The following is a 22,172-nucleotide window of genomic DNA, read 5'->3' as shown; positions in this document are numbered from 1 at the left end:
GCCTGGTTTTGGGCTTCGTTGAGCAAAACGCGGCGCGAGTTCCTGACTCGAGTGGGGTCGGAGGACCAACTCTGACACCGACCAGACCGATGCCTACAGAAGACTCCCCGTCCGGATTTTTTTGTTTCTTTCTCGTTTCGAGTGGCCAGTCTCCCTAGCCAGTCGAGCCGAGTCAGCGATCGGCGTGGACAACCAACGCAATCGCCGACACCTTACGCGGAACCGAGAGCACGCCGAAGGTGATCACCTCCTCACCATCGCGGACCTCAACCTCATGCTTGCCCGGCTTGAGCACCCGCTGAGCATGCTCCCCTGTCGCAGCCAGGTAGCGACCATCGACGAACACGCTCCCGCGGCGCCCCTCGACGACCACATTGAGCGCCACATCCTTACGCTTGCGGTTCTTCTTGGCCTCTTTCTTGCGCTTGTTGCGGTTGAGCCGCGTCTCGGCCTTCCACGAGCCGACCCCGTCGCCGATCACCCGCTTGTAGCTGCGGTCGCTGGCGTAGAGGCAGACCTGCTCGCCGCAGTCCTCACCGATCGTCGGCGTGGGAGCGGGCGAGCCGGCCAGGGCGGCGAGCATCACGAATTCGAAGAGCATGACTCAGAACCTCCCCTGCAGCGCCAGGCCAGCGCTCTCGTCGTTGAGCCACCCGCCGACGAGCAGATGCTGCGACCCGAGCCCGGCCTCGGCCGACGGTCCGGCCGCCTTGCGTTTCTTGACCCCGACGACGACCAGCGCGACCCCGACGGCGATCCCGACCGCGGCCACGGCCCCGCCCGCGTAGGCGAGGGCGTTGGCGTTGGCGCCCTGACGATCGAGCTCGTCGAGGCGATCGCGCTCGGCGGGCAGGGCCAGGGCCTCCGCCTTGCCCTGAAGCCCCTGGCCCATGCTGAGCCCGGCGCCGAGCATGCCGAGTCCGCTCGCGCCGATCACGAGCGCGACCGATCCGCCCGCGATCAGTCCGGTCCCGGGCTTGCGCGTCTTGTTGTTGTCTTCGAGTTCGGCGAGCCGAGCTCGTTCGGCCTCGGCCGCAGCCGCGGCTCGCTCGGCCTCGATCTCTTCGGCCAGCGCCACGCACTCGTCCGCGATCGCCTCGGCCTCCGCGGCCACTTCGGCCGCGCGCTCGGACGTGACCGGGCGCCAGTCCGTGGCCTTGTAGTTGGTTTCGTCGGCCAGGTAGCGCCCGATGTCGTGGGCGATCAGGGCCAGCTCCGCGGCCGTCGACGCCAGGTCTGCGTCGCGGCTCGAGCTCGCCTCGTCGCGCCCGAGCCTGGCGCCAATCAGGAACAGCTCGGGATCGCCGAGCTCTTCGCCGTGTGCGCGGAGCTCGGCGATGGCGAGATGGGGATCCGAAGCTAGCCCGGCCTGGATCTGCTCGCGCTGATCCGCCGCGTCGTCGGGTTTGAGTCCGCCCTTGGCGAACACCCACGTGGGCATCAGGGTCAGGGCTAGCGCCAACGCTAGCGGTCGTGTTGCTCGCACCTGCGGATCATACGGGCCAGGCTGCGCTCGGGCCAGGCCCTGCGCTGGCCCAAGTCCGGCCGCTCTCGCTTGGCCTCTTCGCCGCGGGCTGTGTCGCAAAACACTTGCAGTGGGCCCACCTCTGCGGTGTTTTGGCTCCTGACCCTCGACGAAAGTCCCGGTGCGAGACGGCACGAGGAGCTGGACCACGGGCTCTTGGAGCGGCCGGTAGTCGTTTGGCTGGTGTGATCGTGGGCTCGCCCCGATCTTTCCCTCTGGCGACCTCGATTGGCGTAGGATCGGGCGGCCGGCGGTCTGCCGTCGCTAACCTAGGAGAAGCAAAACATGCGTGATCTCGACCAACATTCCTCCGTCCATCGCCACCTGATCGTCTCTCTCGTCGCCAGCGTCTCGTTGATGCTCGCGTGCACCGATGACAGCGGTGGCCAGGACGAGGTCAACGACGCGGGCGAGACTGCGACCGAGACCGGCGACGGAGACGGAGACGGCGACGGCGACGGGATGGAGGGCTCGGAGGCCTCCGGCGACGGCGACGGCGACCCCGGCGATGGAGACGGTGATTCCGGCGACGGCGACACCGGCGACGGCGACGGCGACTCCGGCGACGGCGACTCCGGCGACGGAGACGGCGACACGGGAGACGGCGACGGCGACACCGGCGACGGAGACGGCGACACGGGCGACGGCGACGGCGACACGGGCGACGGCGACGGCGACGGCGACGGCGACGGCGACGGCGACGGCGACGGCGACGGCGACCCCGTGCCCGACCAAGACATGGACGGCCTCCCCGATCCCGACGACCCCTTCCCGATGGATCCCGATCTCCCCGGCGTCGCCGAGGCCAACGTCGTGTACGCCCACACCAGCTCGCGGCTGTTCACGATGGACCCCTTCGACTACGAGATCGTCGAGATCGGCCAGTTCAGCTTCGACCAGAGCCAGGGCTCGGTCACCGACATTGCGATCGATCGCTGGGGCGTGCTCTACGCCGTGACCTTCAACGACATCTTCGTCTGCGACCCCGACACCGCGGAGTGCTATTACCTGGGTGATCTGCCGTCGAGCTTCAACGGCCTGACCATGGTCCCGCCGGGGACCATCGACGAGAGCGACGACACCCTGATCGGCATCGCCAACAGCGGTAACTGGTACGTGATCACGATCGAAAACCAGGAGGCCATGCTCAACCAGATCGGCCAGTACGGCGGCGGCATGTCCTCCGCGGGCGACGTGTTCTCGATCCAGGACGTCGGCACCTACGGCGCGGTCAACAAGCCCGGCGTCAACAACGGCAACGTGATCGTCGAGTCGGATCCGACCAACGGCATGGTCCTCGACGAGATCGGCACGACCGTCGGCTACTCCACGATCTACGGCCTCGCGGGCTGGCAAGACCAGATCTTCGCTTTCAACTCTGGCGGCGAGGTGCTCGAGGTCGATCCGGTCGGCGGCCAGGTCGAGGTCGTCGCTGACACGCCCCACGCGTGGTGGGGCGCTGGCGTCTATTCAATCTTGCCCCAGTGAACCACGACCACGACCACAGGCCCGCCCCCAGCCCCGAGCACGCGCGCGCGCTCGATCGTGCGTTCGCCGTCGGGGTTCTGCTCAACGCGGGCTACGTGGTCGCCGAGTTCGGCTACGGCGTCGCGGCCGACTCGGTCGCGCTGCTCGCCGACGCCGCCCACAACCTCGGCGACGTCCTCGGCCTGTTGATCGCGTGGGGCGCCGCGTGGCTGGCCCGCCGCGCGCCCGGCGGCCAGCGCACCTACGGCCTGCGCAAGTCGACGGTGCTCGCTGCGCTGGCCAACGCCTTGCTGCTGATCGCCCTGACCGGCGGCCTGGTCTGGGAGACGATCGGGCGCCTCGTCGCGCCCCCGGAGCCCGCGGCCTTGACCATGATGATCGTCGCGGGCGTCGGTGTGGTCATCAACACGCTCTCGGCGGTGATCTTGCTGCGCAGCGGCCATGGCCACGCCCACGGGCACAGCGGTGATCACGGCCACGGCCACGGCCACGAGCACGGTCACGGGCACGCCCACGGCCACGGCGAGGACCTCAACCTGCGCGGCGCCTTCCTCCACATGGCGGCCGACGCCGCGGTCTCGGCCGGGGTGGTGCTGACCGGTGCCCTGATGCTCACCACCAGCTGGGGCTGGCTCGACCCGGTCGTCAGCTTGGTCATCGCGCTGGTGATCTTCGCCGGGACCTGGTCGCTGCTGCGCGAGGCCCTCGACCTGGCCCTCGACGCCGCGCCCAAGCACATCGACGTCAACGACATCCGCAGCTTCCTCGACGAGCGCCCCGGCGTCATCGAGGTCCACGACCTCCACGTCTGGGCGATCGGGACCCGCGAGGTCGCGCTCACGGCTCACCTGGTCGTCGACGGCCCCGCGGGCGAGCTCGTGCCCTCGATCGAGCGCGAGCTCGTCGAGCGCTTCGGGATCGGGCACACCACGCTGCAGCTCGAGCCCGCGGGCGAGCGGCCCTGCCCGCAGCGCTGCTGAGCCGCGGAGCGCAGGCGCGCACGGGGTCGGTCACCGCCCTCGCAGATCCGCGTTAAACCTGTCACCCTCGCTGCATGCCCTCGGCGTCGCGCTGGCTCCCGATCGTCCTGTCCGGCGTCGGGTCGTTGAGCTCGGGCTGCGGCAGCGATCCGGAGCCGGAGCCCGAGCCGAGCTACGACCTCGAGGCCCTGCGCGACCCCGAGACCTGCGCCGAGTGTCACCCGATTCACCACCGCGAGTGGCTGGGCAGCATGCACGCCTACGCCGGCGAGGACCCGGTGTTTCGGGCCATGAACGCCAAGGCCCAGCGCGAGACTGGAGGTGAGCTCGGGGACTTTTGCGTGAGCTGCCACGCCCCCGTCGCCCTCGCCCTCGGCCTGACCGAGGACGGCCTCAACCTCGACGAGCTCCCGCAGGAGGTCCAGGGCGTCACTTGTTATTTCTGCCACCAGGTCGAGTCGGTCTCGGGCACCCACAACAACCCGCTGCAATTGGCGATGGACGCGGTCATGCGCGGGAGCCTGTCCGACGCGCTCGCGCCCGATGTCCACGGTGTCGCGAACAGTGATCTGCTCAACCGCAATCGCATGGCGTCGTCGCAGGTGTGCGGGAGCTGCCACGACATCGTGACCCCCGACGGGGCCCACATCGAGCGGACCTTCGCCGAGTGGCAGGCCAGCTTCTACGGCGACCCCGATCCCGACGACCCCGAGCGGCCCGCCGTCTACGGCCTCACCTGCAACGACTGCCACATGGATCGCAGCACCGGGCCGATCGCCGACTACCCCGGCGTCCGCGGGGACCGCTCGCGCCACGCTCACAGCTTCGTCGGGGTCGACGTGGCGGTCACGGACTTCCCCGACGCCGAGCTCGGCCCTCAGCTGCGCGCGGAGCAGCTCGCCGAGATCACCGAGCAGCGCAAGACCTCGCTGTGCGCGAGCCTGTGCGTCAAAGACCTGGGCGGGGGCGGGGGCGCAGAGGTCACGGTCTGGCTTCACAACGAGGGCGCCGGGCACTCGTGGCCGAGCGGCTCAGGCCAAGATCGCCGGGCCTGGGTCGAGCTCATCGCCCGCGACGACGCCGACCAGGTGCTCTATTCGTCGGGCGTCGTCAGCGAGGACGAGGCCATCGCCGAGCTCGATGACCCCGCGCTGATGCTGCTGCGCGATCGGATCTTCGACGCCGACGGGAACGAGACCCACGACTTTTGGAAGGCCGCCAGCTACGAGTCGAACTTGCTCCTGGCGCCCGATGAGCTCAGCGCCGCCAGCGACGGGCTGACCTGGCGCGACAACAGCTACAGCGTTGACGCCATGCCGGCCCGGGTCAACATGCGCGTGCGCCTGCGGCCGATCGGCCTCGAGATCCTCGCCGAGCTCGTCGCCAGCGGCGATCTCGATCCCGCGGTGCTCGACGCGACCTCAACCTTCGATGTTGCCCCCGCGGTGCTCGAGTGGACCCCCGAGCTCGCCGTCGACTCGACCGGCGCGGTCGACTACGGCTCGTGCGTGAGCTCGTCGCCAGGCTGCGGCGCGCCAGCGCTGAACTGAGCGCTCTTCCGCCGCTGACCTTGGCAGGTTGGCAGGATTGATCCGCCGATCTCCGAGCCGGCCCGCGACCGGACCCGAGCTTGCTTCACCGAGCCCCGAGCCGGTCCGCGACCGGACCCGAGCTTGCTTCGCCGAGCCCCAGACCACCCCGGACCGAGGGCGAGCTCGGCCGCGGCGCGCTCGATCGACCCCGAGCCCAGTTCGCCCGGGTCTCGCCCGCACCCGAGCGCAGCGCGAGGCCGCCCCGAACGCGCTCGAGCCGCGGCGACCGAGGCTCCGAGCTGCCTCGCGCGCGGACGCCTGCGACTGCGGCCCACCCCCGACCCTCCGCGAGACACGCGGCATCGATCTCGGTGCTGGCCCACGCCCGCCCCCGTCGCGCCGCCGCCGCGTCTCGCTCGGTCCGGACCCTCTGTGGAGACCGCTGCATGGCCCCGGGTTTTGGGTGCGAGCCTCTTCGGGGCCGACGCAGCTGCTCTCGGGGGCGGGGTCGGTGCGATCGGGGGCGACTCGCAGCGTTCTTCTGTCCGGTTGGAGGCCAATTTGGAGCGCTGCGCATCGATGTGTGATTGGGGTCGGGACCGCCTTGGGCGCACCTTCGCCGCTCTCGAGCCGGTCCCGGACCGATTTAATGTGCGCGTGAATGGCGCCAGGTGAGTGATTCCCGCCCGGAGCAAAGCGGGGCGCGGCCCTCTAGCAGCCCGGGGTGCAATGCATCGTGTCGCCTCGCGCCGGAATTTTCGCCGAGGGCGCGAAGCCAAAACGCCGCTGTACCGGGCGTACTACAAGTTTTGGCGACAAAGCCCTCGGCGAAAAGGCCAAGCGAGGCGGCGCGAGGCATTGCACCCCGGGCTGCTAGGCCCGCAGCGACGCCGCGAAGCAGGCCCTCGACGCCATCCCGCCGCTGCTGGAGTCCTTCCGCCAGTCCGTGCTCGCGGCCGCGTTCCGCGGCGACCTGACGAGGACCTCGCCGCCGGCAAACCCTGGACCGACGCCGACGCGGCCAAGGTGGTGGAGAAGGCGCGCGCGAAGGCGGAGGCGAAGTATGTCGAGCCGGAGCCGGTGGATGAGGAGGGGTTGCCGGAGTTGCCGGAGGGGTGGGCGTGGGCGACCGTGGAGCAACTCGCAGCGCTGATGGACCGCGCCATCCAAAGCGGTCCATTTGGGAGCGCGTTGAAACATTCGGAATTTACGGATGAGGGCATCCTGGTTGTCGGTATCGACAACGTTCAGGACGGGTTCTTCTCCATGGGCCGAGAGAACCGGGTCTCAGTCGCGAAGTTCGAAGAATTGCGGCGGTTTGAGGCCCGTCCTGGCGATGTTCTGATCACTGTCATGGCTACAGTCGGTCGTTGTGCGGTAATTCCGGATGACCTTGAAACCGCCATTATTACCAAGCACGTATACCGTGTCTCAGTTGAGCAGCGGCTGATGCTTCTCTCTCTGCTGATGAATTAATGGCGGTATACTGAAGTTACTTTGCATTCCGGTCGCTCCGTTGTCGGAGCAACCATTGATTTGTTCGGCCGTGCCGACGTCGCAGGCGCCATCGTCAACCGATACTCAAAGGCAGCCATGAAGTCAGCCCTCAACGCCTCGGTCCGGCGCGACCTGTTCGAGCGCGTCGACGCCAAGCGGCTGCGGCGTCTGTCGGGGTAGCGCTGACGGCCCCATCAAAGGGCCCAGGGCCCACGCACGAAGGCCGCACCTGCCCACGGCTCCCGACAACATCACGCTCCTGTTTGTGGCGCTCCCGCACTTTTGAGGTCGGTGCCAACATGCGCGTAGCTCAGTCCGACAGGTCGTCCTTGCAGCCCTGCCCCCAGATCGCGACTTGATAGCAGCAGTAATTGGTCTCGTGGCCGATCATCTTTGCGTTCTCCACAGTCCGCATACAACCGAACTCCCAGTGTTCGAGCGCGCAATCGGGCCTGTCAGCTGCGAGCTTCTCGTGCATTTTTACCTCGACATCGTCGACGACATCCGCGCGGGGGCACAGTTTGCAGGCACCGCCAGACTGGGGCTCGAGGCAAACCGCCAGCGACTTGGCCGCTTCTTCACCGTTCCAGGGTGGCGGGGAAAACTCTCCCCCGCACCAAACACGAGGACTCGGATCGGCGAGTTGCTCGTCCACCTCGACGCATTCGTTGGACGAATCTTCTGAACAGGCGAGGCTGTGGAAGGCGAGGATGAGCAGCGCGGGGTGAATTCGTGAGTGCATGGGTTCTTCCTGCCAGCAGATTCCCTGCGGCCCGGCGTTCCAGCAGTACTCTGGCTCGGGGCACTGCGAATGTTGACTGCAACCGGTATGACCGAAGGCATTGGGCCGCGGAACGTTCTTGTCTGGAAAGGTCTGCGAGCTCAGCCGCTGGCGACACAGCAAACCACCCATCTACTAGCAGCCCGGGGTGCTAGGTCGGCGGAGTTCCAAAGCCTGCTGGAGGGTCATGCATCCCAGGATACTCCACACCGCATTTGATCTTCAACATCGCAAGCGTGCCCTCCGCGGATAGGGCAGCAGGCAGGGATCACTTGCGGAGTGCTCAGCGTCCAACCGAAGCGGAGCGCGCGCGACGCTGTCGTCGCCAGCGGCGATCTCGATCCAGCGGTGCTCGACGCGACCTCAACCTTCGACGTTGCCCCCGCGGTGCTCGAGTGGACCCCCGAGCTCGCCGTCGACTCGACCGCCACGGTGGACTACGGCTCGTGCGCGGCCTCGAATGAGCCGCTGTCGACGACAGCGACGCGTGCGCGAGCTTCATCGAGGTGCGCCGTTTCGCTCTGACACCGAGCTTCGCCAGGTATGCTTGGGCCATGGCCTTGTGGTCCAAACAAGAGCGCCCGCCAGGACCGATCTTGGACCAACTCGACGGTCTTCGGAGTGAACGGTCGACGGTGGCCCCACTCGGCGAGCTGAAGGCGACCGCCTACCGAGAGGGCGGGGCCACGGTCATCGTCTTCGACGCTGGAACTTGCCTGGTCCTGCCCCCGCCAGCGGCGGCGCCGTGGCCACTCACGGAGGGCTTCGGCTTCGAGCCGCCGCCCAGCTTCGGCGCCGCCATGGCCATCGCCAACGGGATGGAGCTGTCCTACGTCGACGCCGGCTCCGTCCCGGCCCACTCCGGCGAGGTCACGCGGGAGCACACCCGGTTCTTTACCGGCGCCGGGCGTGAAGCCTTCGAGAGCTGGAGGGACGACTGGCTGATGCCCATCCTCGAGGAGCCCGAGGAGTACGGCTACGACGCCGCGACCCTCGCTCGTCACGAGCCTTCGGACTTCATGGTCGTGTACGACGACGCCAACGGGACCTTCGGCGGGTTCCATCGGCAGATCGCGGGGCCAGCCGGCGAACCGGCGTTCGTCCTGTGGATGCATGACGAGCCCGGTGGCTTCTACGGCCGCTCGCTCGCGCGCGCGGACACCCTCACCTATGGCGACTACCTCGTTGCGTTCATCCACGCCCACGCCACCGACAGCGACGCCTACGGTCTTCTCTTCCGCCGCTGACGTTGGCAGGATTGATCCGCCGATCTCCGAGCCGGTCCGCGACCGGACCCGAGCTTGCTTCGCCGAGCCCCAGACCACCCCGGACCGAGGGCGAGCTCGGCCGCGGCGCGCTCGATCGACCCCGAGCCCAGTTCGCCCGGGTCTCGCCCGCGGCGCCGGTCCGCGCTGAGCTCGGCGCCAACATGCGCAAAGCTCGGTCCGACAGGTCGTCCTTACAACCCTGCCCCCCCTGGCAGGATGTGGGAGCCCTCGCAACCGGGCCTTTGGTGGGGGCCTTTGGTGGGGGCCTTTGGTGGGGGCCTTTGGTAGGGGCCTTTGGTGGGGGCCTTTGGTGGCTACTGCTCGCTCTCGCGGTAGTGCGAGATCCGCTCGCTCAGCAGCGCCCGCCGGGCCGCGAACAGCTCGCGCAGCTGGGCGCCCCGGCCACGCACCTCCTGCTCGGTCACCTCGTAGCTGATCGCCGCGGGGTTGTCGTCGAGCAGCTCGACCATCGCGGCCCGGGCGTCGTCCCGGGCGAGGATGTCGAGCACGCTGTCCTCGCTCGCAAAGGTCGCCCGGTCGAAGGTCGCCTGATCGAGCCACGCGAGGGTCCGCTCGAGCTCGTCGACGTAGCGCGCGTAGATCGTCGGGTCGGCGAAGATCGCGTAGTCGAGCAGGCCCTCGGCGCAGTAGAGCAGGCCGTCTGGGTCGTCCATCTCGAAGTCGCCGCCGTTGTGGCAGGGCTTGAAGATGTCGTCCTGGTCCCAGGTCGAGATGCTGAAGTAGTCCTCGGCGCTCGCGCCCGGGCCGGTGACCTCGGTCGACATGAAGTAGACCTCGTCGACGAAGTCGCCCGACTGCAGGAGGCTCATCAGCGCGAGCCAGCGCAGGTACTGGTTGAGGTCCATGGTGCCTTCGAGGTAGGCGAGCAGCTCGTCGCCGTGGCGGGCCTCGGCCTCGGTGATCAGGGCCTCGTAGGTTGCGAGCGCCTCGTCGTCGGGCCCGGCGCTGTGCTTGAGCTCGGGCGCCGCGCCCTCGGCGTCGGGGCCCCGGCGGACGATCAGGCGGACCCTGGTGTTGTCGTCGACGAGCGCGGTCTGGGGCTTCTCGACGAGCAGGTACAGGCCCTGGCTCTGACCGCTGAGCACGAGCTCGACCATGCGGAACTTGGGCCCAAACAGGCCGAGCTCGGCCATCAGCTGGTTGGCCGTGAACTGGTTGACGTAGCGGTTGTCGAGGCACATCGACAGCAAGAAGAACTTGTCGGTGCCCGAGTCGGGTAGCCAGCGGCGCGGGAGGTCGTCCTCGAAGTTGAGCGAGAAGGACTTGCGATCGCACTCGAGCGAGCCGTTGCCGCGCAGCTTGAGCTTGGCCGGGGCGAGGACGCCGGGGGCGTTGAGGTTGGTCCGGACCGAGCCGCGGAAGGGCTCCTTGCTCAGCTCGGCGACGCGCGAGTCGTACTCGAGGCGCTGGGAGGGCGAGAGCTCGATCTCGATCACCTCGGGCAGCGCGGGCTCGAGCGCCTGGTCGGCGGGGCTGCAGGCCAGGTCCTCGCCGGCCTCGGCGGCGCCGAGGACCGAGACATCGGTCAGCGCGAGGGTCGGGCCGCCGTTGGCGACGTGGACGCTGAGGTCGCGCAGGCCATCGAGGGCGCACTGACGAATGACCTGCTCGCCGGCGGCGAGGGTCGCGTCGAGCCGGGCGCTGAGCTCGGCGAGGGCGTCGTCGAAGCCGGCGGCGGTGACGAGCTCGACGTCGAGGGCGGCCGTGAGCCCGGAGCGCTCGAGCGCGCTCGCTTCGACGGGGGCGTGCCCGGGGGCGACGACCACGAGCTGGCGGTGGCTGAGGTGGCTGCCGGCCTCGACGAGGGCGAGCGGCGTGGCGACGGCGTCGATGGCCTCGGTCAGGGGCAGCGCCTCACCCGGGAGCGGCTGGAGCCCGCTCGCGACCAGGGCGTGGAGGCGCCGCCTGTCGGTGGTCGGCGTCGAGATCTGGGTGAGCTCGGCGCCCCAGCGAAACACGCTGATCGCCTCGCCTTCGGGCCGCGAGTCGATGAAGTTCGAGACGGCCTCGGCGAGCACGGCGTTGGACACGGGCTCGGGCATGGGCCGGACCAACAAGGCGGTGTTGGAGTGGCTCGGCGCGGGCTCGATCTCGACCGCGGCGCGCTCGCACTCGCTGTCGGCGACGATCAGGCAGGCCCCGAATTCCGCCCCGAGCGCGGCGCCGGAGGCGTCTTCGAGGCGCAGGTGACGGCGCGCGACGTGGCCCTCGGACACGGCGACGCCGGTTGGGACGATGCGCGCGATCGCGGCGCAGTCGACGTCGAGGGCGGTGCGCTCGACGGGGAGCTCGCAGACCCCGAGCTCGTCGGCGTCGGGCTTGTCGGGCTCGGGCCCGGGCTCGTCACACCCCGAGGCCACGCACGCGAGCAGGACCGTGGCCAGTGCGCGGGTGAAGCGAACGCTCATGATCCTGCTCGTCGTGGTTGGGGGCTCAAGCGTGAGCGTGAGCGTGGGCCGAGGCCGGAGCGTGCTTGAGGACGAGGCAGCGCAGCGTCGGCTCGAGGATCTGCTCGAACACCGCGTGCGAGAGCGCGACCCGATCCGAGCGCCGCAGGAGCCCGTAGCGCTCGAGCTCGGGCTCGGGCTCGTCGGCGTTGGCGTCGGTCGGGGGCAAGCTCGCGCGGAGCCGGTCGAGGTGGGCGAGGAGCTTGGGCGCGAGGCTCGAGTCCTTGGTCAGGAGCCAGTCGAGGGTCGCCCAGGCCAGCTGCGCGTGGCGGGTCTCGTCTTCGGCGATCATCCGCAGGGTCTCGGACACCTCGCCCTCGCAGCGCTCGGACGCGAGCCGGGCCCGCATCGCGGCGACGCCCTCGCCGAAGCAGCCCTCCTCGAGGGCCTCGAGCGCGAGCTCGGTCAGGGTCGGGATCCGCGGCGTCGGCATCGCCACGGCGCCGAGGTCGATGTCGCCCGCGCCGAAGCGACGGGCCATGGCGAGGCAGGCGCGGGCGTGGGCGATCTCGTCGAGCGCGGCCTCGTGGCAGCGGGCGATCAGCTCGGGCGGGGCGGCGTGGACCATCAGCTCCTGCGAGAGGCGCGAGAACGCGGGGATCGAGCCGTGCTCGCTCTGGGCGGCGCGGGTCCACACGCGCGCAGCGATCTCGTGGTGAGTGGCGTCGCACTCGGCCTGGGACCACGCGCTGCCCCGCACGAGCTCGGGCAGCAAGACCGTGCCCCCGTCGCGGATCGGTCGGCCCTCCTCCTGGGGCTCGGACTCGCCACAGCCCGCCAAGCTGGGGTCGTCGAAGTACACGAAGTCGCACGGGGCGGGGTTCATCGCGTCCACGCACTCGTAGCCCGCGGGGCTGTCGGACATCGCAAACAGCCGGTCGTCGGCCTCGTTGAGGCACTTCGCGGCCCAGTCTGCGTCGAAGCCCTGACACTCGCCGCCCATCCACTGGTAGATGTTGGGCTCGCACACGGCGTCGGGCTCGCAGGCCCAGACCGCCTCACAGTAGAGGTCGAGGCGCAGCTTGGGAAACTCTGCCTGGCTCACGTTCGTGAACAGGGTCTCGTCTTCGACGGGCTGCTCCTCGTCGGAGCTGGGCTCCTCGTCGGAGCTGGGCTCCTCGTCGGGGCTGGCGTCGCCGACCTCGTCGTCGGAGACGGTGTCGAGGGGGTCGGCTTCGACGCAGCCGGCCGCGGCGAGGAACAGCGGGAGAAAGGGACGAAGGTTCAAGCGAGCCATGCTCTTTGTGTTCCGCGAGCGCCGCGAATCGATCACGATTTTTTGGTTTTTGCGAGCTTCGCGCAGGTTCCTGTAGCTGTGGTCGGGCGGGGGGGCAGCCGCCACAGCTGGTGCTATGTTGACGCCGATGAAGGTCCACATCCGCTACTGCGTGCGCTGAAACTACCTCCCGCAAGCCACCGGTCTGGTGGCCGAGCTCGAGGCCAAGTTTCCCGGACAAGTCGAGGTCGAGCTGATCGAGGGGGACCGAGGCGCCTTCGAGGTCGCCCTCGATGGCGACTTGATCTACAGCAAACTCCAGACGGGCAGGTTCCCGCGCTACGCGGAGGTCCCGGCGCTGATCACCGAGCGCATGTAGTCACAGCTGCGAAGCCCAGGCGCGGATCACCGCGCGCGCCGGTTCGTCGAGGCCGCCGTCGGGCGGCATCTCGCCCGCAGACACGCGCTGCTCGATGAGCTCGGCCTGCCGCCGCACCTTCGCGGCGACCGAGAGGTCGAGGGCGTCGAACATCTCGCCACCTTTGAAGTGGCAGGGCGCGCACTCGCTCTCGATCAGCGTCGCGACCGCCTCGGGCAGCTCCTCGCGCCCGCGGATCACCGCCTCGAGCGCAGGAGCGTCCATGTTCAGCAGGCCGTCGATCGGCTTGGGCTGGGCCTGCGAAGGCAGGTCCGACAGGCGCAGCTCCTCGACCGAGTAGAGCGAGCCGAGCCCGACGTCGCTGGTCCACGCGTGGCAGACCACGCAGTTGCTCACGTCGCTCGGCCACGGCGGCATCAGCCGCATCTCACCCCTGTACTGATCGAGGTTGCGCAGCCGCTCGCTCGACACGTGGGCGATGAGCTCCTTGGCCCGGGTCCGCGGCGCGCGGATCACCGCCAGCTCCTCGTAGATGACCCGGGCCTCGGCCTCGCGCTCGAGCACCATGTAGCCCTCGGCGAGCTCGAACATGAAGTTCTCTCGGGTGTTGGGGCAGTGGTTGGGGTGGCGAGCCCCGGGCCGGAGCTCGTCCCAGCGCGCGCGCAGGACCTCGAAGTAGGCGACCGCGTCGCGGACCCGACGCTCGCGCTCGAGCGGGATGTTGCCGGCGAAGAAGAACGCGAAGTTGCCGGCCAGGGCGCGAAGCTCGATGTTGTCCGGCTGGGCGCGGACGCGCTCGGCGAGCTGCTCTTCGAGCTCCCCGACCTTGGCCAGGGCCTTGAGCTTCCGCCCCTGGTTCTTGTCGGTGAGGATCTGCCCGAGCATGAAGAAGCTGTAGGCGACGAAGCTCGAGTCATCCATGGCCGCGGGCGCCTGGTCTCCGAGCAGCGCGGTGTAGACCCGGACCTGCATGTCGGCCTTGGAGTAGTCACCCGCGACGGCGCGCATGTTGTAGAAGCGCCCGAGCGATCGATTGAGCACGGCGTCGTTGGGGTTGAGCGCGAACGCGGCCTCGAGATCCTGCTCGGCCCGATCGCGCAGACGCAGGACCCCGGCGAGGGTGAAATTCATGTGGGCGAGGCCCGAGCGGGCGAGGGCCTCGAAGCTCTCGGGGTGCTCGTCGGCCGCGGTCGCGAGCTCGGCGAGCAGCGCCTCTTGCTCGGGCGTGAGCTCGAGGTCGCGGCGGGTGTGCTGCTCGGGCCCCTTGGGGTCGAGCGAGGGGTGACCCGAGGGCTTGCCCTGACACGCGAGCGCGCTCGCCAGGATCAGGGCCAGCGCCGGGGCCAGGGCCAGGGACCGCGACCGGGTCATCGCAGGACCACCCCGGGGAGCAGGTGGAGGTCGTCGGTCGGCAGCTCGGCCTCGCGCGAGTGACACGCGACGCAGCCCGTCACCCCCGACGGCCACGGCGGCAGCAGCTCGCGCGCCCCGGCGTAGGCGTCGAGGTTGGCGAGGCGATGCCGGGCGAGCGCGACGATCTGCGCGCGCGGGGCCGTGTCGGGCTGATCGTCGAGGGCGATGAGCTGGGCGTAGCGATCTGCGGCCGCCTCGACCTCCGCCCGCGCGAGCAGAGCCTCGGCGAGGAAGAGCGCGAACACGCTGCGGACGTTGGGCGCCCGGGCGGTGTCGCGGGCGTGGGGGCTGAGGTGCTGCCAGTGGTCTTGCTGAACCTCGAGGTAGTCGATGCCCCGGCGCAGGCGCTTGTCGACGCCGACCGGGATCACCCCCGCGAAGGTCAGCTCGAAATTGCCGGCCATCGCGGAGCTGTCGATGTCGTCTGGGTGGGCGCTCGCGCGCCGCTGCATCGCGCGCTCGAGCGCGTTGAGCTGACGCAGGGCCGCGAGCGTCCGGCCCTGGTCGTAGCTGGCCAGGGCCTCGGTCGCGGCGATGAAGCTCGCGAACTGGAACTGTTGCGCGTCCGTTGGGTTTTGGCCCGCGGGGGTGTCGTCGTGGAGCAGCGAGCGATAGAGCTCGATCTGCAGGTCGAGCTTGTCGAGGTCCATGACCGAGCTGCGCATGTTCAGCAAGCGCGCGAGCACCCGCGCGGCCGGGACCTCGTCGCCCTCGGGGTCGATGTGCCAGGCCCGCTCGAGGTAGCGCTCGGCGTGGTCGCGCTGATCCACGTGGCCGCGCAAGGTCGCCTGGACGTGGGCCGTGGCCGCGCGCCACTGAAGCTCGAGCGCGTCGGGCTGGGCGTCCGCACGCGCTCGCAGCTGCGCGAGCCGATCGAGATCGACGAGCGCGCGCTCGCCCGGGACGAACTGATCGGCGGTCCGCGGCGGCGGCGGATGAAGGGCCACGCACGCGCTCGAGACGACGGCGAGCGTGACGATCGCGACCCAGGCGATGATCACAGTTGGAGCCGAGGCCGTGCTCAGCGCCGCGTGGAAGCGTCGCATCCGCGGGAGGCTAGCACCCGAAGGCGCAGACATGCAGGTCCTGCGTGCGGCGTGTACACTGCCGCGCCCCATGTAAACTGATGTGTGTAGGCACCAGCACCAGCTTCGACTGGACCCTTCCTTGGACCCTCCACCTCGGGGCCGCACTCTACGCGATCAACCTCGCTGTCGGCTTGAGCGCCCAGGTGCTTCACGCCAGCTTTGGTGCCTTCCATCACTGGCTCTACGCCGTGGTCTTCGCCGCAGCGGTCGCCGCGACCGTGTTCGCGTTTCACCCGGCGCTGCTGTTGACCTTTGCCTCGCTCGCGGCCATGCCCAAGACCAAGCCACGGACCACCAAGCACTCTGCCCTCGCCGCCGTCGGGGCGCTGGGGTACGTCGGCGCCTATCTCTTGCCTGCGTTGGATTCGACCATTTGAGACCCCATGGAACTACGTGAAGCCATCTTGCGTCGCTCGACGACCAACGGCCCCCTGCGGCCCGATCCTGTCAGCCTCGAACACCAGCACCGCCTGATGGAGGCGGCCTCGCGCGCGCCCAGCCACTTCAATTCGCAGCCCTGGCGCTTCGTGCTGATCACCGACGACGAGCTCCGCGCGCGGATCTCCGAGATCGCTGGCGAGACGATGCAGGGCCTGATGGCGGGCGGAAAATTCTTCACCCGCTACCGCCGCTACTTCCGGTTCTCGAAGGCCGAGATGCACGAGCGCCGCGACGGCATCTTCATCGACAAGCTGCCCGCGCCGCTGCGGCCCTTCGTCAAGCACGTGTTCAGCGAGACCGGGCAGAAGGTCATGAACAAGCTCGGGGTGCCCAAGACCCTCGGCAACGACAACCGCAAGCTCGTCGCCGGGAGCCCGCTGATGCTCGCGGCGATGCTCAGCAAAGAGGAGTACATCGAGGGCGAGCTGTCGGGCTTCTACAGCTTGTTGGGCCTCGGCATGGCGATCGAGAACATCTGGCTGACGACGGTGGAGCTGGGCATGGGCATCCAATTCGTGTCGACGCCGATGGAGTTCCCCGACGCCTGGCGCGAGCTCGCGGAGCTGCTCGAGGTGCCCGACGACCTCGAGCTGATCGCAATGTATCGCCTCGGCTATCTGCCCGAGGACGCCAAGCGGCCGAACATCGACTGGACCTCGAGCCACCGCAAGAAGCTGTCGCAGTACGTGTTTCGCAACACCTGCCGCACGCCCGAGGACGACCCCGAGCGAGACCCGGGAGCCGTGGCCTGAGATGGCTGCGCGCACGGGCATCTTGGCGGTGGCCAGCGCCTCGCCCGAGCACGTCTTGACTCAGGCGCAGGCCAAGCAATTCGCCCGGGGCATGTTCACCGAGTACTTCGCCGATCGCGGCGAGGCCGGCGTCGAGCGCCTGCTTCGGGCCTACGACAACGCTGGCGTCGAGACCCGTCAGCTCGGGCGGCCGCTCGACTGGTACGAGCGCTCGCAGTCCTTCGCCGAGAAGAACGCGGCCTACGTCGAGCAGGCGCTGGCGATGTCTCACCGCGCCGCCGCGGCCGCGCTCGCCCGCGCGGGCCTCGACCCGAGCGAGGTCGGCGCGATCGTGTTTGCGAGCAGCACGGGCGTGTCGACGCCGAGCCTCGACGCGCGCCTGGTCCAGGAGCTCGACCTGCGCCGCGACGTCGCGCGGGTGCCGATCTGGGGGCTCGGCTGTGCTGGCGGCGCGGGCGGGCTGGCGCGGGCCCGAACCCTCGCGCTCGGGCTCGGCGAGCCGGTGCTGTTGATCGCTTGCGAGCTGTGCAGCTTGACCTTCATGCACAGCGACCGCCGCCGCGCCAACCTGATCGCCGTCGCGCTCTTCGGCGACGGCGCGGCCGCTGCCGTGGTCGCGCCCGAGCCGTGGTGGGACCCCGCGCAACCGGCCGGCCCCGAGCTGCTCGGCGGCTTCTCGCGCCTGATCGACGACAGCGAGCACATCATGGGGTGGGACGTCGAGGACGAGGGCCTCCGGGTGCGCTTCTCGCCGAAGATCCCCGGCATCGTCAGCGAGCTCGGCGCGGGCCTGATCGCCGACGCCGCTCGCGACGTCGGGCTCGAGCCCGGGGCCCTGCGGCACCTGTTGATGCACCCGGGCGGACGCAAGGTCATCGACGCCTACGAGCGCGCGCTGGGCCTGGAGCCGGGGCGCCTGCGCCACGCGCGAGGCGTCCTGCGCGACCACGGCAACATGTCGAGCCCGACCGTGCTCTTTGTGCTCGAGCGCTTCTTGGCCGAGGAGCAAGGGCCCCGCGGCGAGGCTGGCTTGCTCCTCGGGCTCGGCCCGGGCTTTTGCGCCGAGGGGGTGGTGCTGCGGTGGTGACGCCTCCGGCAGGCTTGCTCATCGTGTTGCTGGTCGTGATCGTCTCGCAGCGCGTCTCGGAGCTGCGCCTGGCCAGGCGCAACCTCGACTGGGCGCTCGCGCAGGGCGGGCGGCTGGTCGAGGAGCCGCACTACTTTTTGTTCTTCGTGCTCCACACCGGGTGGCTGCTCGCGTGGCCGATCGAGGCCTGGCTGCGCGGGCCCGAGCTCGGCGGGCTGTGGTGGCTGTGGCTCGTCGGCTTCGTCCTGACCGAGGTCCTGCGTTACTGGGCCATCGCGAGCCTCGGCAAGCGCTGGAACACGAAGATCGTGGTCCTCGACGGCGAGGCGCGGATCGAGACCGGGCCCTACCGCTTCATCTCGCACCCCAACTACCTCGCCGTTGCCCTGGAGCTCATCTGCGTGCCGATGATCTTTGGCGCCTGGATCACCGCGCTGGTGTGTACGGTGCTCAACGCCGCGTTGTTGTTGGGCCTGCGGATCCCGGCCGAGGTCGCCGCCGTGCGCGAAGCCAGCGAGGGACGACATGACTGACCAACACTTCTATCAGCGAGCGCTCGGCGCTCACGGCGAAGAGCGCTTGTTTGCGACCGAGCTGACCCGCGGTCCGTGGAGCAACGATCACCAGCACGGCGGACCGCCCGCGGCGCTGCTGGCCCGCGCGGTCGAGCGCGAGGGCGAGCGCGCCGGGCAGATGTTCGTCGCGCGGATGACCGTCGAGCTGCTCCGGCCGATCCCGATCGCGGCGCCGCTCGAGGTCGTGACCGAGGTGCTCGCCGAAGGTCGGACGGTCGATCGGATCGCCGCCGCGCTGGTCTCGGGGGATCGGCAGCTCGCGGTCGCGCTGGCCGTGCGGATCCGGGTCGAGGAGCAGGGGGTCCCGATCCGCGAGCACGACGACGTCGAGCCGATGCGGCCCGTGGATCAGTGTCGACCCTTCGAGTTCCCCTTCTTTCTTCACGACGTCGGCTACCACTCCGCGATGGAGCTGCGCGTGGCCTCCGGCGAGTTCGGGTCCGGGAAGTTCGGGGTCTGGATCCGGCCGCGGCCGGTCCTGGTCGAGGGCGAGCCGAGCAGCGCGCTGCAGCGGGTGATGATCTGCGCTGACGCTGGCCACGGGGTTGGGAGCGCGCTCGACCCGGCGAAGTGGAGCTTCGTGAACCCGGATCTGACCGTCGCCCTGCATCGGCTCCCGGCCGGGGAGTGGCTGGGGATGCAGGCGCGCACGTGGCCGGAGCCGCTGGGCTTTGGCCTGTGTCGGACGACGCTGCTCGATGCGCGGGGGGACCTTGGGGTGGTGTTGCAGAGTCAGGTCATCGAGGGGCGCTGAGGCGTAGCGCTGGCTCTGTTGATGAGGCGGTGTCGTGCCGTTGGGGATCCGCGCAGGGCGACAGGAGGTCCGAGTTCGGGGCGTCGCCTCTCCATCTGGGGTGCAGAAGGCTCTTGGTGCGCTGCCTCCAGGTCGGTCGGCGGGGCGTCGAAGGTGCTTTTCGTACGGCGATACCCCGAACTCGGACCTCCTGTCGCCTTTTTGCGCTCTGCTCTTTGCGGTGGAAGACCCCGCTCCGAGACGCTGGGCGGCATCTGGGTCAGTGCTCTGGGCTCATTAATTTGTTGATGAGACTGTGTCGTGCCGTTGGGGATCCGCGCAGGGCGACAGGAGGTCCGAGTTCGGGGCGTCGCCTCTCCATCTGGGGTGCAGAAGGCTCTTGGTGCGCTGTCTCCAGGTCGGTCGGCGGGGCGTCGAAGGTGCTTTTCGTACGGCGATACCCCGAACTCGGACCTCCTGTCGCCTTTTTGCGCTCTGCTCTTTGCGGTGGGGGACCCCGCTCCGAAACGCTGGGCTGCTAGTGCTCTGGGCTCATTAATTTGTGATGAAGGGGGGGCGTGGCCTGCTGGGCGGCATCTTTGCGCGGGATGGGCTCGACCGAGGTGATCGAGCCGACAAGGGCAGACTCAAGTCGCTCGTCGCTCCCAGGTCGCGACCCATGATTTTCGGGCCCGGGCGAGCGCGAGCAGCCAGCAGGTTCCGAGGGCGATGGGGTAGAGCGGGTAGAACCAGCCGAGCTCGTGGACCGTCGCGCCGCCGACGACGGCGAGGATCGCCGAGGCGCCGCCGGGCGGATGCAGGGCGCCGAGCATCCGCATGACCGCGAGTGAGACGCTGACCGCGAGCAGGGCCGCGAGCTCGGGCTCCTGCTCGCCGATCAGCTGATACAAGCCGACGCCGATGACCGCCGACACGGTGTTGCCGACCAGCGCGGGGTAGGGCTTGGCCAGCGGGCTGTCGGGGCAGGCGAGGATCAGCGTCATCGATGCTCCGAGCGAGCCCACGGCCCAAGTCGCCGCCCACGGGTCGCCGATCGGGGACAGCATCCGGGCGACGCCGAGCAAGCCGAGAAACGCGAGCGCGGAGATGACGAAGTCGATCAGCGCGAGGCGGAGGCGTCGTTGGGTTGAGGTCGTCAAGGGTCTGGGGCGAGGGGCGGGTGTCGAGGTCGAGGTCGAGGAACTAGAATTCTCCGCGCCTCAGGTGTCCCATATACACAGAAAATTGGCTTTAGAGGGCCACGTAGACCAGCGCGAAGCTCATCTCAGCCCTCCCTTTAGCGCTGCCCGAGCCAGCGCTGGATCGCAAGCTCGCCCTTGCACGCCGGGCAGCGGCAGGACTCGACCCGGACCCGCGCGTTGCAGTGTACGCACGCCCGCCGACCGAGGCGATCTTCGGCCGCGCGCTTGGCCGCGATCAGGGCCACGCCGCCGAGGCTCGCCAGCACCACGAAGCCCAGCGCGACGACGGGCGCGATCACGACGGCGACCATCAGCCCGAGGACCCCGCCGAGCTCGAGCCAGGCCAGCCAGGTCCGCGGGCTGAGCACGCTGTCACCCGCGCCCCGGAGCTGCTCGTGCATGCGCGCGCGGAGGTGATGGGTGCCGGTCGCGAGCCCAGCGCCGACGAGGGCTGCCCCCCACTGCGGGAGCTCGACCCCGAGCTCGCCGGCCGAGGCCTGGATCGTGCTCGCCGCGAGCGCGCCCGCGCCCCCGCGCAGGGCGTAGGCGAACAGGTCGAACAGCGCCTGGAGATCTTCGTCTTGCTCGGCGAGCTCCTCGATGATGACCAGCGCGAGCAAGACCGCGAGCCCGACGTTGCTCGACATCCACTCCTGCGGCGCGGCCATGACCTCGAACCGGGCGGCGAGACCGAGACACAGCAGGGTCAGGCTCGCCCGAGTCCCGGCCAGGGCGCTGGTCGAGATCAAGCGCGCGAGGGCCTCGACAATCACTGGAGCCACCCCATGAGCGAGTCGAAGGCCGAGGCCAGCGCGGCGAAGGCCAGCGCGAGGGCGATGACCGAGGCGAGCAGCGCCGCGAAGCACAGGCCGAGCACGACCCACTCCCAGATCGCGATCGGCAGCTGCTCCGACTCGCGGCGCAGCTGCCAGTGCGCGTAGGTGGTCACCGCCCAGGCCGCGATAGCGACCTCACCCGCGCTGAGCAGCGCCTTGATCGGGAGTCCGACGACTGGGAGAAGGGTCAGCGCCTCGGTCGCGATGATCGTGAGGGCCAAGGCCGCGGCCATGACCAGGCGCGCCGTCCAGCGGGTCAGGACCCGGCGACGGGGGGAGAGCATCGCGCTGGTCGGCTGGAGGATCCCGACCCGGATCCACGCCGCCGCGACGATCAGCACCAGCGCGCCAATCAGCGGCATCCAGCCCAACAGGAGGTGGGCGACCCCGACCGCGAGGGCGATACCGAAGAGCTGTCGGTGGCCACGCTCACGCACCTTGGCGACGAGGCTCGGTCCGCCGAGCGTTGGATCGACAGCTAGTTCACAGCGAGCACAGGGCGCGGACCCAAACAGCGAGCGGGGACCGAGGGGCTCGGCGCAGGCCGGACAGCGCCCGTTGACGAGCAGGGCCCGCGCGTGGGCGGGGTAGTTGCCAGCTTGCACCCGCGCAGTCTAGCAGGCTGCTCGCAGCTTGTTTTGTGCCCCGCGGCCTCGATCTGCCGTCTCGACAAGCATCGGTCTGCCCCTGAAACTGTGATCATGTCGCTGCTTCGTCAGACCCTCGCTTGCTTCGCCCTGGTCCTGCCTTGCTTCACGCTCGCTTGTGGGGCCTCGGTGATCGAGAGCAATGACGACGCCAACGGTGGCGAGAGCGAGGCCGTCGGCGATGGCGACGGGGACGGGGACGGGGACGGGGACATGGGCGACGGAGATGGGGACCCGGGTGATGGCGACGGGGACACGGGGGAC

General features: G+C 69.5%; 22 protein-coding genes and 1 pseudogene. 13 read left to right on the top strand and 10 right to left on the bottom strand.

Annotated features, from left to right (window positions below; all coding sequences use genetic code 11):
- Positions 1-172: 172 nt before the first annotated feature.
- Complete coding sequence (locus ENSA5_RS12270) at positions 173-601, bottom strand: hypothetical protein (RefSeq protein ID WP_106391836.1); 429 nt, start codon at positions 599-601, stop codon at positions 173-175.
- Positions 602-604: 3 nt separating this feature from the next.
- Positions 605-1,441, bottom strand: a complete 837-nt coding sequence (locus ENSA5_RS12265; RefSeq protein WP_106391835.1) for a hypothetical protein — start codon at positions 1,439-1,441, stop codon at positions 605-607.
- A gap of 369 nt (positions 1,442-1,810) precedes the next feature.
- Here ENSA5_RS12265 and ENSA5_RS35870 point away from each other — a divergent pair, with 369 nt between their 5' ends.
- From ENSA5_RS35870 to ENSA5_RS35865, 5 genes are all read left to right on the top strand, one after another.
- Positions 1,811-3,013 carry a hypothetical protein gene (locus ENSA5_RS35870; RefSeq protein ID WP_146155613.1) on the top strand — a complete coding sequence of 401 codons (1,203 nt, stop codon included), beginning with the start codon at positions 1,811-1,813 and terminating at the stop codon, positions 3,011-3,013.
- The gene (locus ENSA5_RS12255; protein ID WP_106391834.1) at positions 3,010-3,993 is read left to right on the top strand and encodes a cation diffusion facilitator family transporter; all 984 of its coding nucleotides are present in this window, start codon (positions 3,010-3,012) and stop codon (positions 3,991-3,993) included. The genes ENSA5_RS35870 and ENSA5_RS12255 overlap by 4 nt, the downstream gene beginning before the upstream one ends.
- A 74-nt stretch (positions 3,994-4,067) precedes the next feature.
- Positions 4,068-5,543 (top strand): multiheme c-type cytochrome, encoded by a 1,476-nt coding sequence (locus ENSA5_RS12250; RefSeq protein WP_106391833.1) that lies wholly within the window; start codon positions 4,068-4,070, stop codon positions 5,541-5,543.
- A gap of 1,008 nt (positions 5,544-6,551) precedes the next feature.
- Positions 6,552-7,001 carry a restriction endonuclease subunit S domain-containing protein gene (locus ENSA5_RS12245; protein WP_106391832.1) on the top strand — a complete coding sequence of 150 codons (450 nt, stop codon included), beginning with the start codon at positions 6,552-6,554 and terminating at the stop codon, positions 6,999-7,001.
- A 21-nt stretch (positions 7,002-7,022) separates the two neighbouring features.
- Complete coding sequence (locus ENSA5_RS35865) at positions 7,023-7,202, top strand: hypothetical protein (RefSeq protein ID WP_146155612.1); 180 nt, start codon at positions 7,023-7,025, stop codon at positions 7,200-7,202.
- A 130-nt stretch (positions 7,203-7,332) separates the two neighbouring features.
- Here the strand turns inward: ENSA5_RS35865 and ENSA5_RS35860 are convergent, their stop codons facing one another.
- A complete protein-coding gene (locus tag ENSA5_RS35860) occupies positions 7,333-7,935 on the bottom strand; it encodes a hypothetical protein (protein ID WP_181197683.1) in 603 nt (200 codons plus the stop codon).
- A gap of 503 nt (positions 7,936-8,438) precedes the next feature.
- Between ENSA5_RS35860 and ENSA5_RS12235 the strand changes: the two genes are divergently transcribed.
- Positions 8,439-9,050, top strand: a complete 612-nt coding sequence (locus ENSA5_RS12235) for a hypothetical protein (protein WP_106391830.1) — start codon at positions 8,439-8,441, stop codon at positions 9,048-9,050.
- A gap of 335 nt (positions 9,051-9,385) precedes the next feature.
- On the opposite strand, the gene ENSA5_RS12230 is transcribed toward ENSA5_RS12235, so the two are convergent.
- Both ENSA5_RS12230 and ENSA5_RS12225 read right to left on the bottom strand, forming a co-directional pair.
- Positions 9,386-11,500 carry a CotH kinase family protein gene (locus ENSA5_RS12230; RefSeq protein WP_106391829.1) on the bottom strand — a complete coding sequence of 705 codons (2,115 nt, stop codon included), beginning with the start codon at positions 11,498-11,500 and terminating at the stop codon, positions 9,386-9,388.
- A gap of 25 nt (positions 11,501-11,525) precedes the next feature.
- Positions 11,526-12,767 carry a ferritin-like domain-containing protein gene (locus ENSA5_RS12225; RefSeq protein WP_146155610.1) on the bottom strand — a complete coding sequence of 414 codons (1,242 nt, stop codon included), beginning with the start codon at positions 12,765-12,767 and terminating at the stop codon, positions 11,526-11,528.
- A 181-nt stretch (positions 12,768-12,948) separates the two neighbouring features.
- Between ENSA5_RS12225 and ENSA5_RS12220 the strand changes: the two are divergent.
- Positions 12,949-13,134, top strand: a pseudogene (locus ENSA5_RS12220) (SelT/SelW/SelH family protein); the annotation flags it as partial.
- Here ENSA5_RS12220 and ENSA5_RS12215 read toward each other — a convergent pair.
- Positions 13,135-14,505 (bottom strand): tetratricopeptide repeat protein, encoded by a 1,371-nt coding sequence (locus ENSA5_RS12215; RefSeq protein ID WP_106391826.1) that lies wholly within the window; start codon positions 14,503-14,505, stop codon positions 13,135-13,137. It lies immediately after the preceding pseudogene.
- Entirely contained in the window at positions 14,502-15,593 is a 1,092-nt protein-coding gene (locus ENSA5_RS12210; protein WP_106391825.1) for a hypothetical protein, read from the bottom strand. Before ENSA5_RS12210 ends, ENSA5_RS12215 begins: the two co-directional genes overlap by 4 nt.
- A gap of 80 nt (positions 15,594-15,673) precedes the next feature.
- On the opposite strand from ENSA5_RS12210, the gene ENSA5_RS12205 reads away from it, so the two are divergent.
- The 5 genes from ENSA5_RS12205 to ENSA5_RS12185 are packed head-to-tail and all read left to right on the top strand — an operon-like array spanning position 15,674 to position 19,244.
- Positions 15,674-16,012 carry a hypothetical protein gene (locus ENSA5_RS12205; protein WP_106391824.1) on the top strand — a complete coding sequence of 113 codons (339 nt, stop codon included), beginning with the start codon at positions 15,674-15,676 and terminating at the stop codon, positions 16,010-16,012.
- 6 nt (positions 16,013-16,018) lie between these two features.
- The gene (locus ENSA5_RS12200; protein WP_106391823.1) at positions 16,019-16,828 is read left to right on the top strand and encodes a nitroreductase family protein; all 810 of its coding nucleotides are present in this window, start codon (positions 16,019-16,021) and stop codon (positions 16,826-16,828) included.
- Position 16,829: 1 nt separating this feature from the next.
- Entirely contained in the window at positions 16,830-17,915 is a 1,086-nt protein-coding gene (locus ENSA5_RS12195; protein ID WP_106391822.1) for a type III polyketide synthase, read from the top strand.
- Positions 17,912-18,448, top strand: coding sequence for an isoprenylcysteine carboxyl methyltransferase family protein (locus tag ENSA5_RS12190; RefSeq protein ID WP_219906777.1), 537 nt, complete (start codon positions 17,912-17,914; stop codon positions 18,446-18,448). Before ENSA5_RS12195 ends, ENSA5_RS12190 begins: the two co-directional genes overlap by 4 nt.
- Positions 18,441-19,244 (top strand): thioesterase family protein, encoded by an 804-nt coding sequence (locus ENSA5_RS12185; RefSeq protein ID WP_106391820.1) that lies wholly within the window; start codon positions 18,441-18,443, stop codon positions 19,242-19,244. The genes ENSA5_RS12190 and ENSA5_RS12185 overlap by 8 nt, the downstream gene beginning before the upstream one ends.
- 626 nt (positions 19,245-19,870) lie before the next feature.
- Here ENSA5_RS12185 and ENSA5_RS12180 read toward each other — a convergent pair.
- From ENSA5_RS12180 to ENSA5_RS37545, 3 genes are all read right to left on the bottom strand, one after another.
- Positions 19,871-20,383 carry an HPP family protein gene (locus ENSA5_RS12180; RefSeq protein ID WP_106391819.1) on the bottom strand — a complete coding sequence of 171 codons (513 nt, stop codon included), beginning with the start codon at positions 20,381-20,383 and terminating at the stop codon, positions 19,871-19,873.
- A gap of 137 nt (positions 20,384-20,520) precedes the next feature.
- Positions 20,521-21,207 (bottom strand): DUF4126 family protein, encoded by a 687-nt coding sequence (locus ENSA5_RS12175; protein ID WP_181197681.1) that lies wholly within the window; start codon positions 21,205-21,207, stop codon positions 20,521-20,523.
- Positions 21,195-21,866 (bottom strand): hypothetical protein, encoded by a 672-nt coding sequence (locus ENSA5_RS37545; protein WP_181197680.1) that lies wholly within the window; start codon positions 21,864-21,866, stop codon positions 21,195-21,197. Before ENSA5_RS37545 ends, ENSA5_RS12175 begins: the two co-directional genes overlap by 13 nt.
- Positions 21,867-21,962: 96 nt before the next feature.
- Here ENSA5_RS37545 and ENSA5_RS12170 point away from each other — a divergent pair.
- Positions 21,963-22,172: hypothetical protein (locus ENSA5_RS12170; RefSeq protein WP_308726546.1), on the top strand; the 210-nt coding region annotated here is incomplete at its 3' end.

The organism is Enhygromyxa salina (assembly GCF_002994615.1).
Lineage (GTDB): Bacteria > Myxococcota_A > Polyangia > Nannocystales > Nannocystaceae > Plesiocystis > Plesiocystis salina_A.
Note: the sequence above shows the minus strand (reverse complement) of the source record. Positions and strands in the feature narration are given on the sequence as shown.

Bases quoted from the DNA above. Each gene is read 5' to 3' on its own strand.
- ENSA5_RS12195 (WP_106391822.1), top strand. From the start codon at position 16,830: ATGGCTGCGCGCACGGGCATCTTGGCGGTGGCCAGCGCCTCGCCCGAG.
- ENSA5_RS12205 (WP_106391824.1), top strand. From the start codon at position 15,674: ATGTGTGTAGGCACCAGCACCAGCTTCGACTGGACCCTTCCTTGGACC.
- ENSA5_RS12200 (WP_106391823.1), top strand. From the start codon at position 16,019: ATGGAACTACGTGAAGCCATCTTGCGTCGCTCGACGACCAACGGCCCC.
- ENSA5_RS12250 (WP_106391833.1), top strand. From the start codon at position 4,068: ATGCCCTCGGCGTCGCGCTGGCTCCCGATCGTCCTGTCCGGCGTCGGG.
- ENSA5_RS12265 (WP_106391835.1), bottom strand. From the start codon at position 1,441: ATGCCCACGTGGGTGTTCGCCAAGGGCGGACTCAAACCCGACGACGCG.
- ENSA5_RS12185 (WP_106391820.1), top strand. From the start codon at position 18,441: ATGACTGACCAACACTTCTATCAGCGAGCGCTCGGCGCTCACGGCGAA.
- ENSA5_RS35860 (WP_181197683.1), bottom strand. From the start codon at position 7,935: ATGGGTGGTTTGCTGTGTCGCCAGCGGCTGAGCTCGCAGACCTTTCCA.
- ENSA5_RS12210 (WP_106391825.1), bottom strand. From the start codon at position 15,593: ATGCGACGCTTCCACGCGGCGCTGAGCACGGCCTCGGCTCCAACTGTG.
- ENSA5_RS12230 (WP_106391829.1), bottom strand. From the start codon at position 11,500: ATGAGCGTTCGCTTCACCCGCGCACTGGCCACGGTCCTGCTCGCGTGC.
- ENSA5_RS35870 (WP_146155613.1), top strand. From the start codon at position 1,811: ATGCGTGATCTCGACCAACATTCCTCCGTCCATCGCCACCTGATCGTC.
- ENSA5_RS12215 (WP_106391826.1), bottom strand. From the start codon at position 14,505: ATGACCCGGTCGCGGTCCCTGGCCCTGGCCCCGGCGCTGGCCCTGATC.
- ENSA5_RS12270 (WP_106391836.1), bottom strand. From the start codon at position 601: ATGCTCTTCGAATTCGTGATGCTCGCCGCCCTGGCCGGCTCGCCCGCT.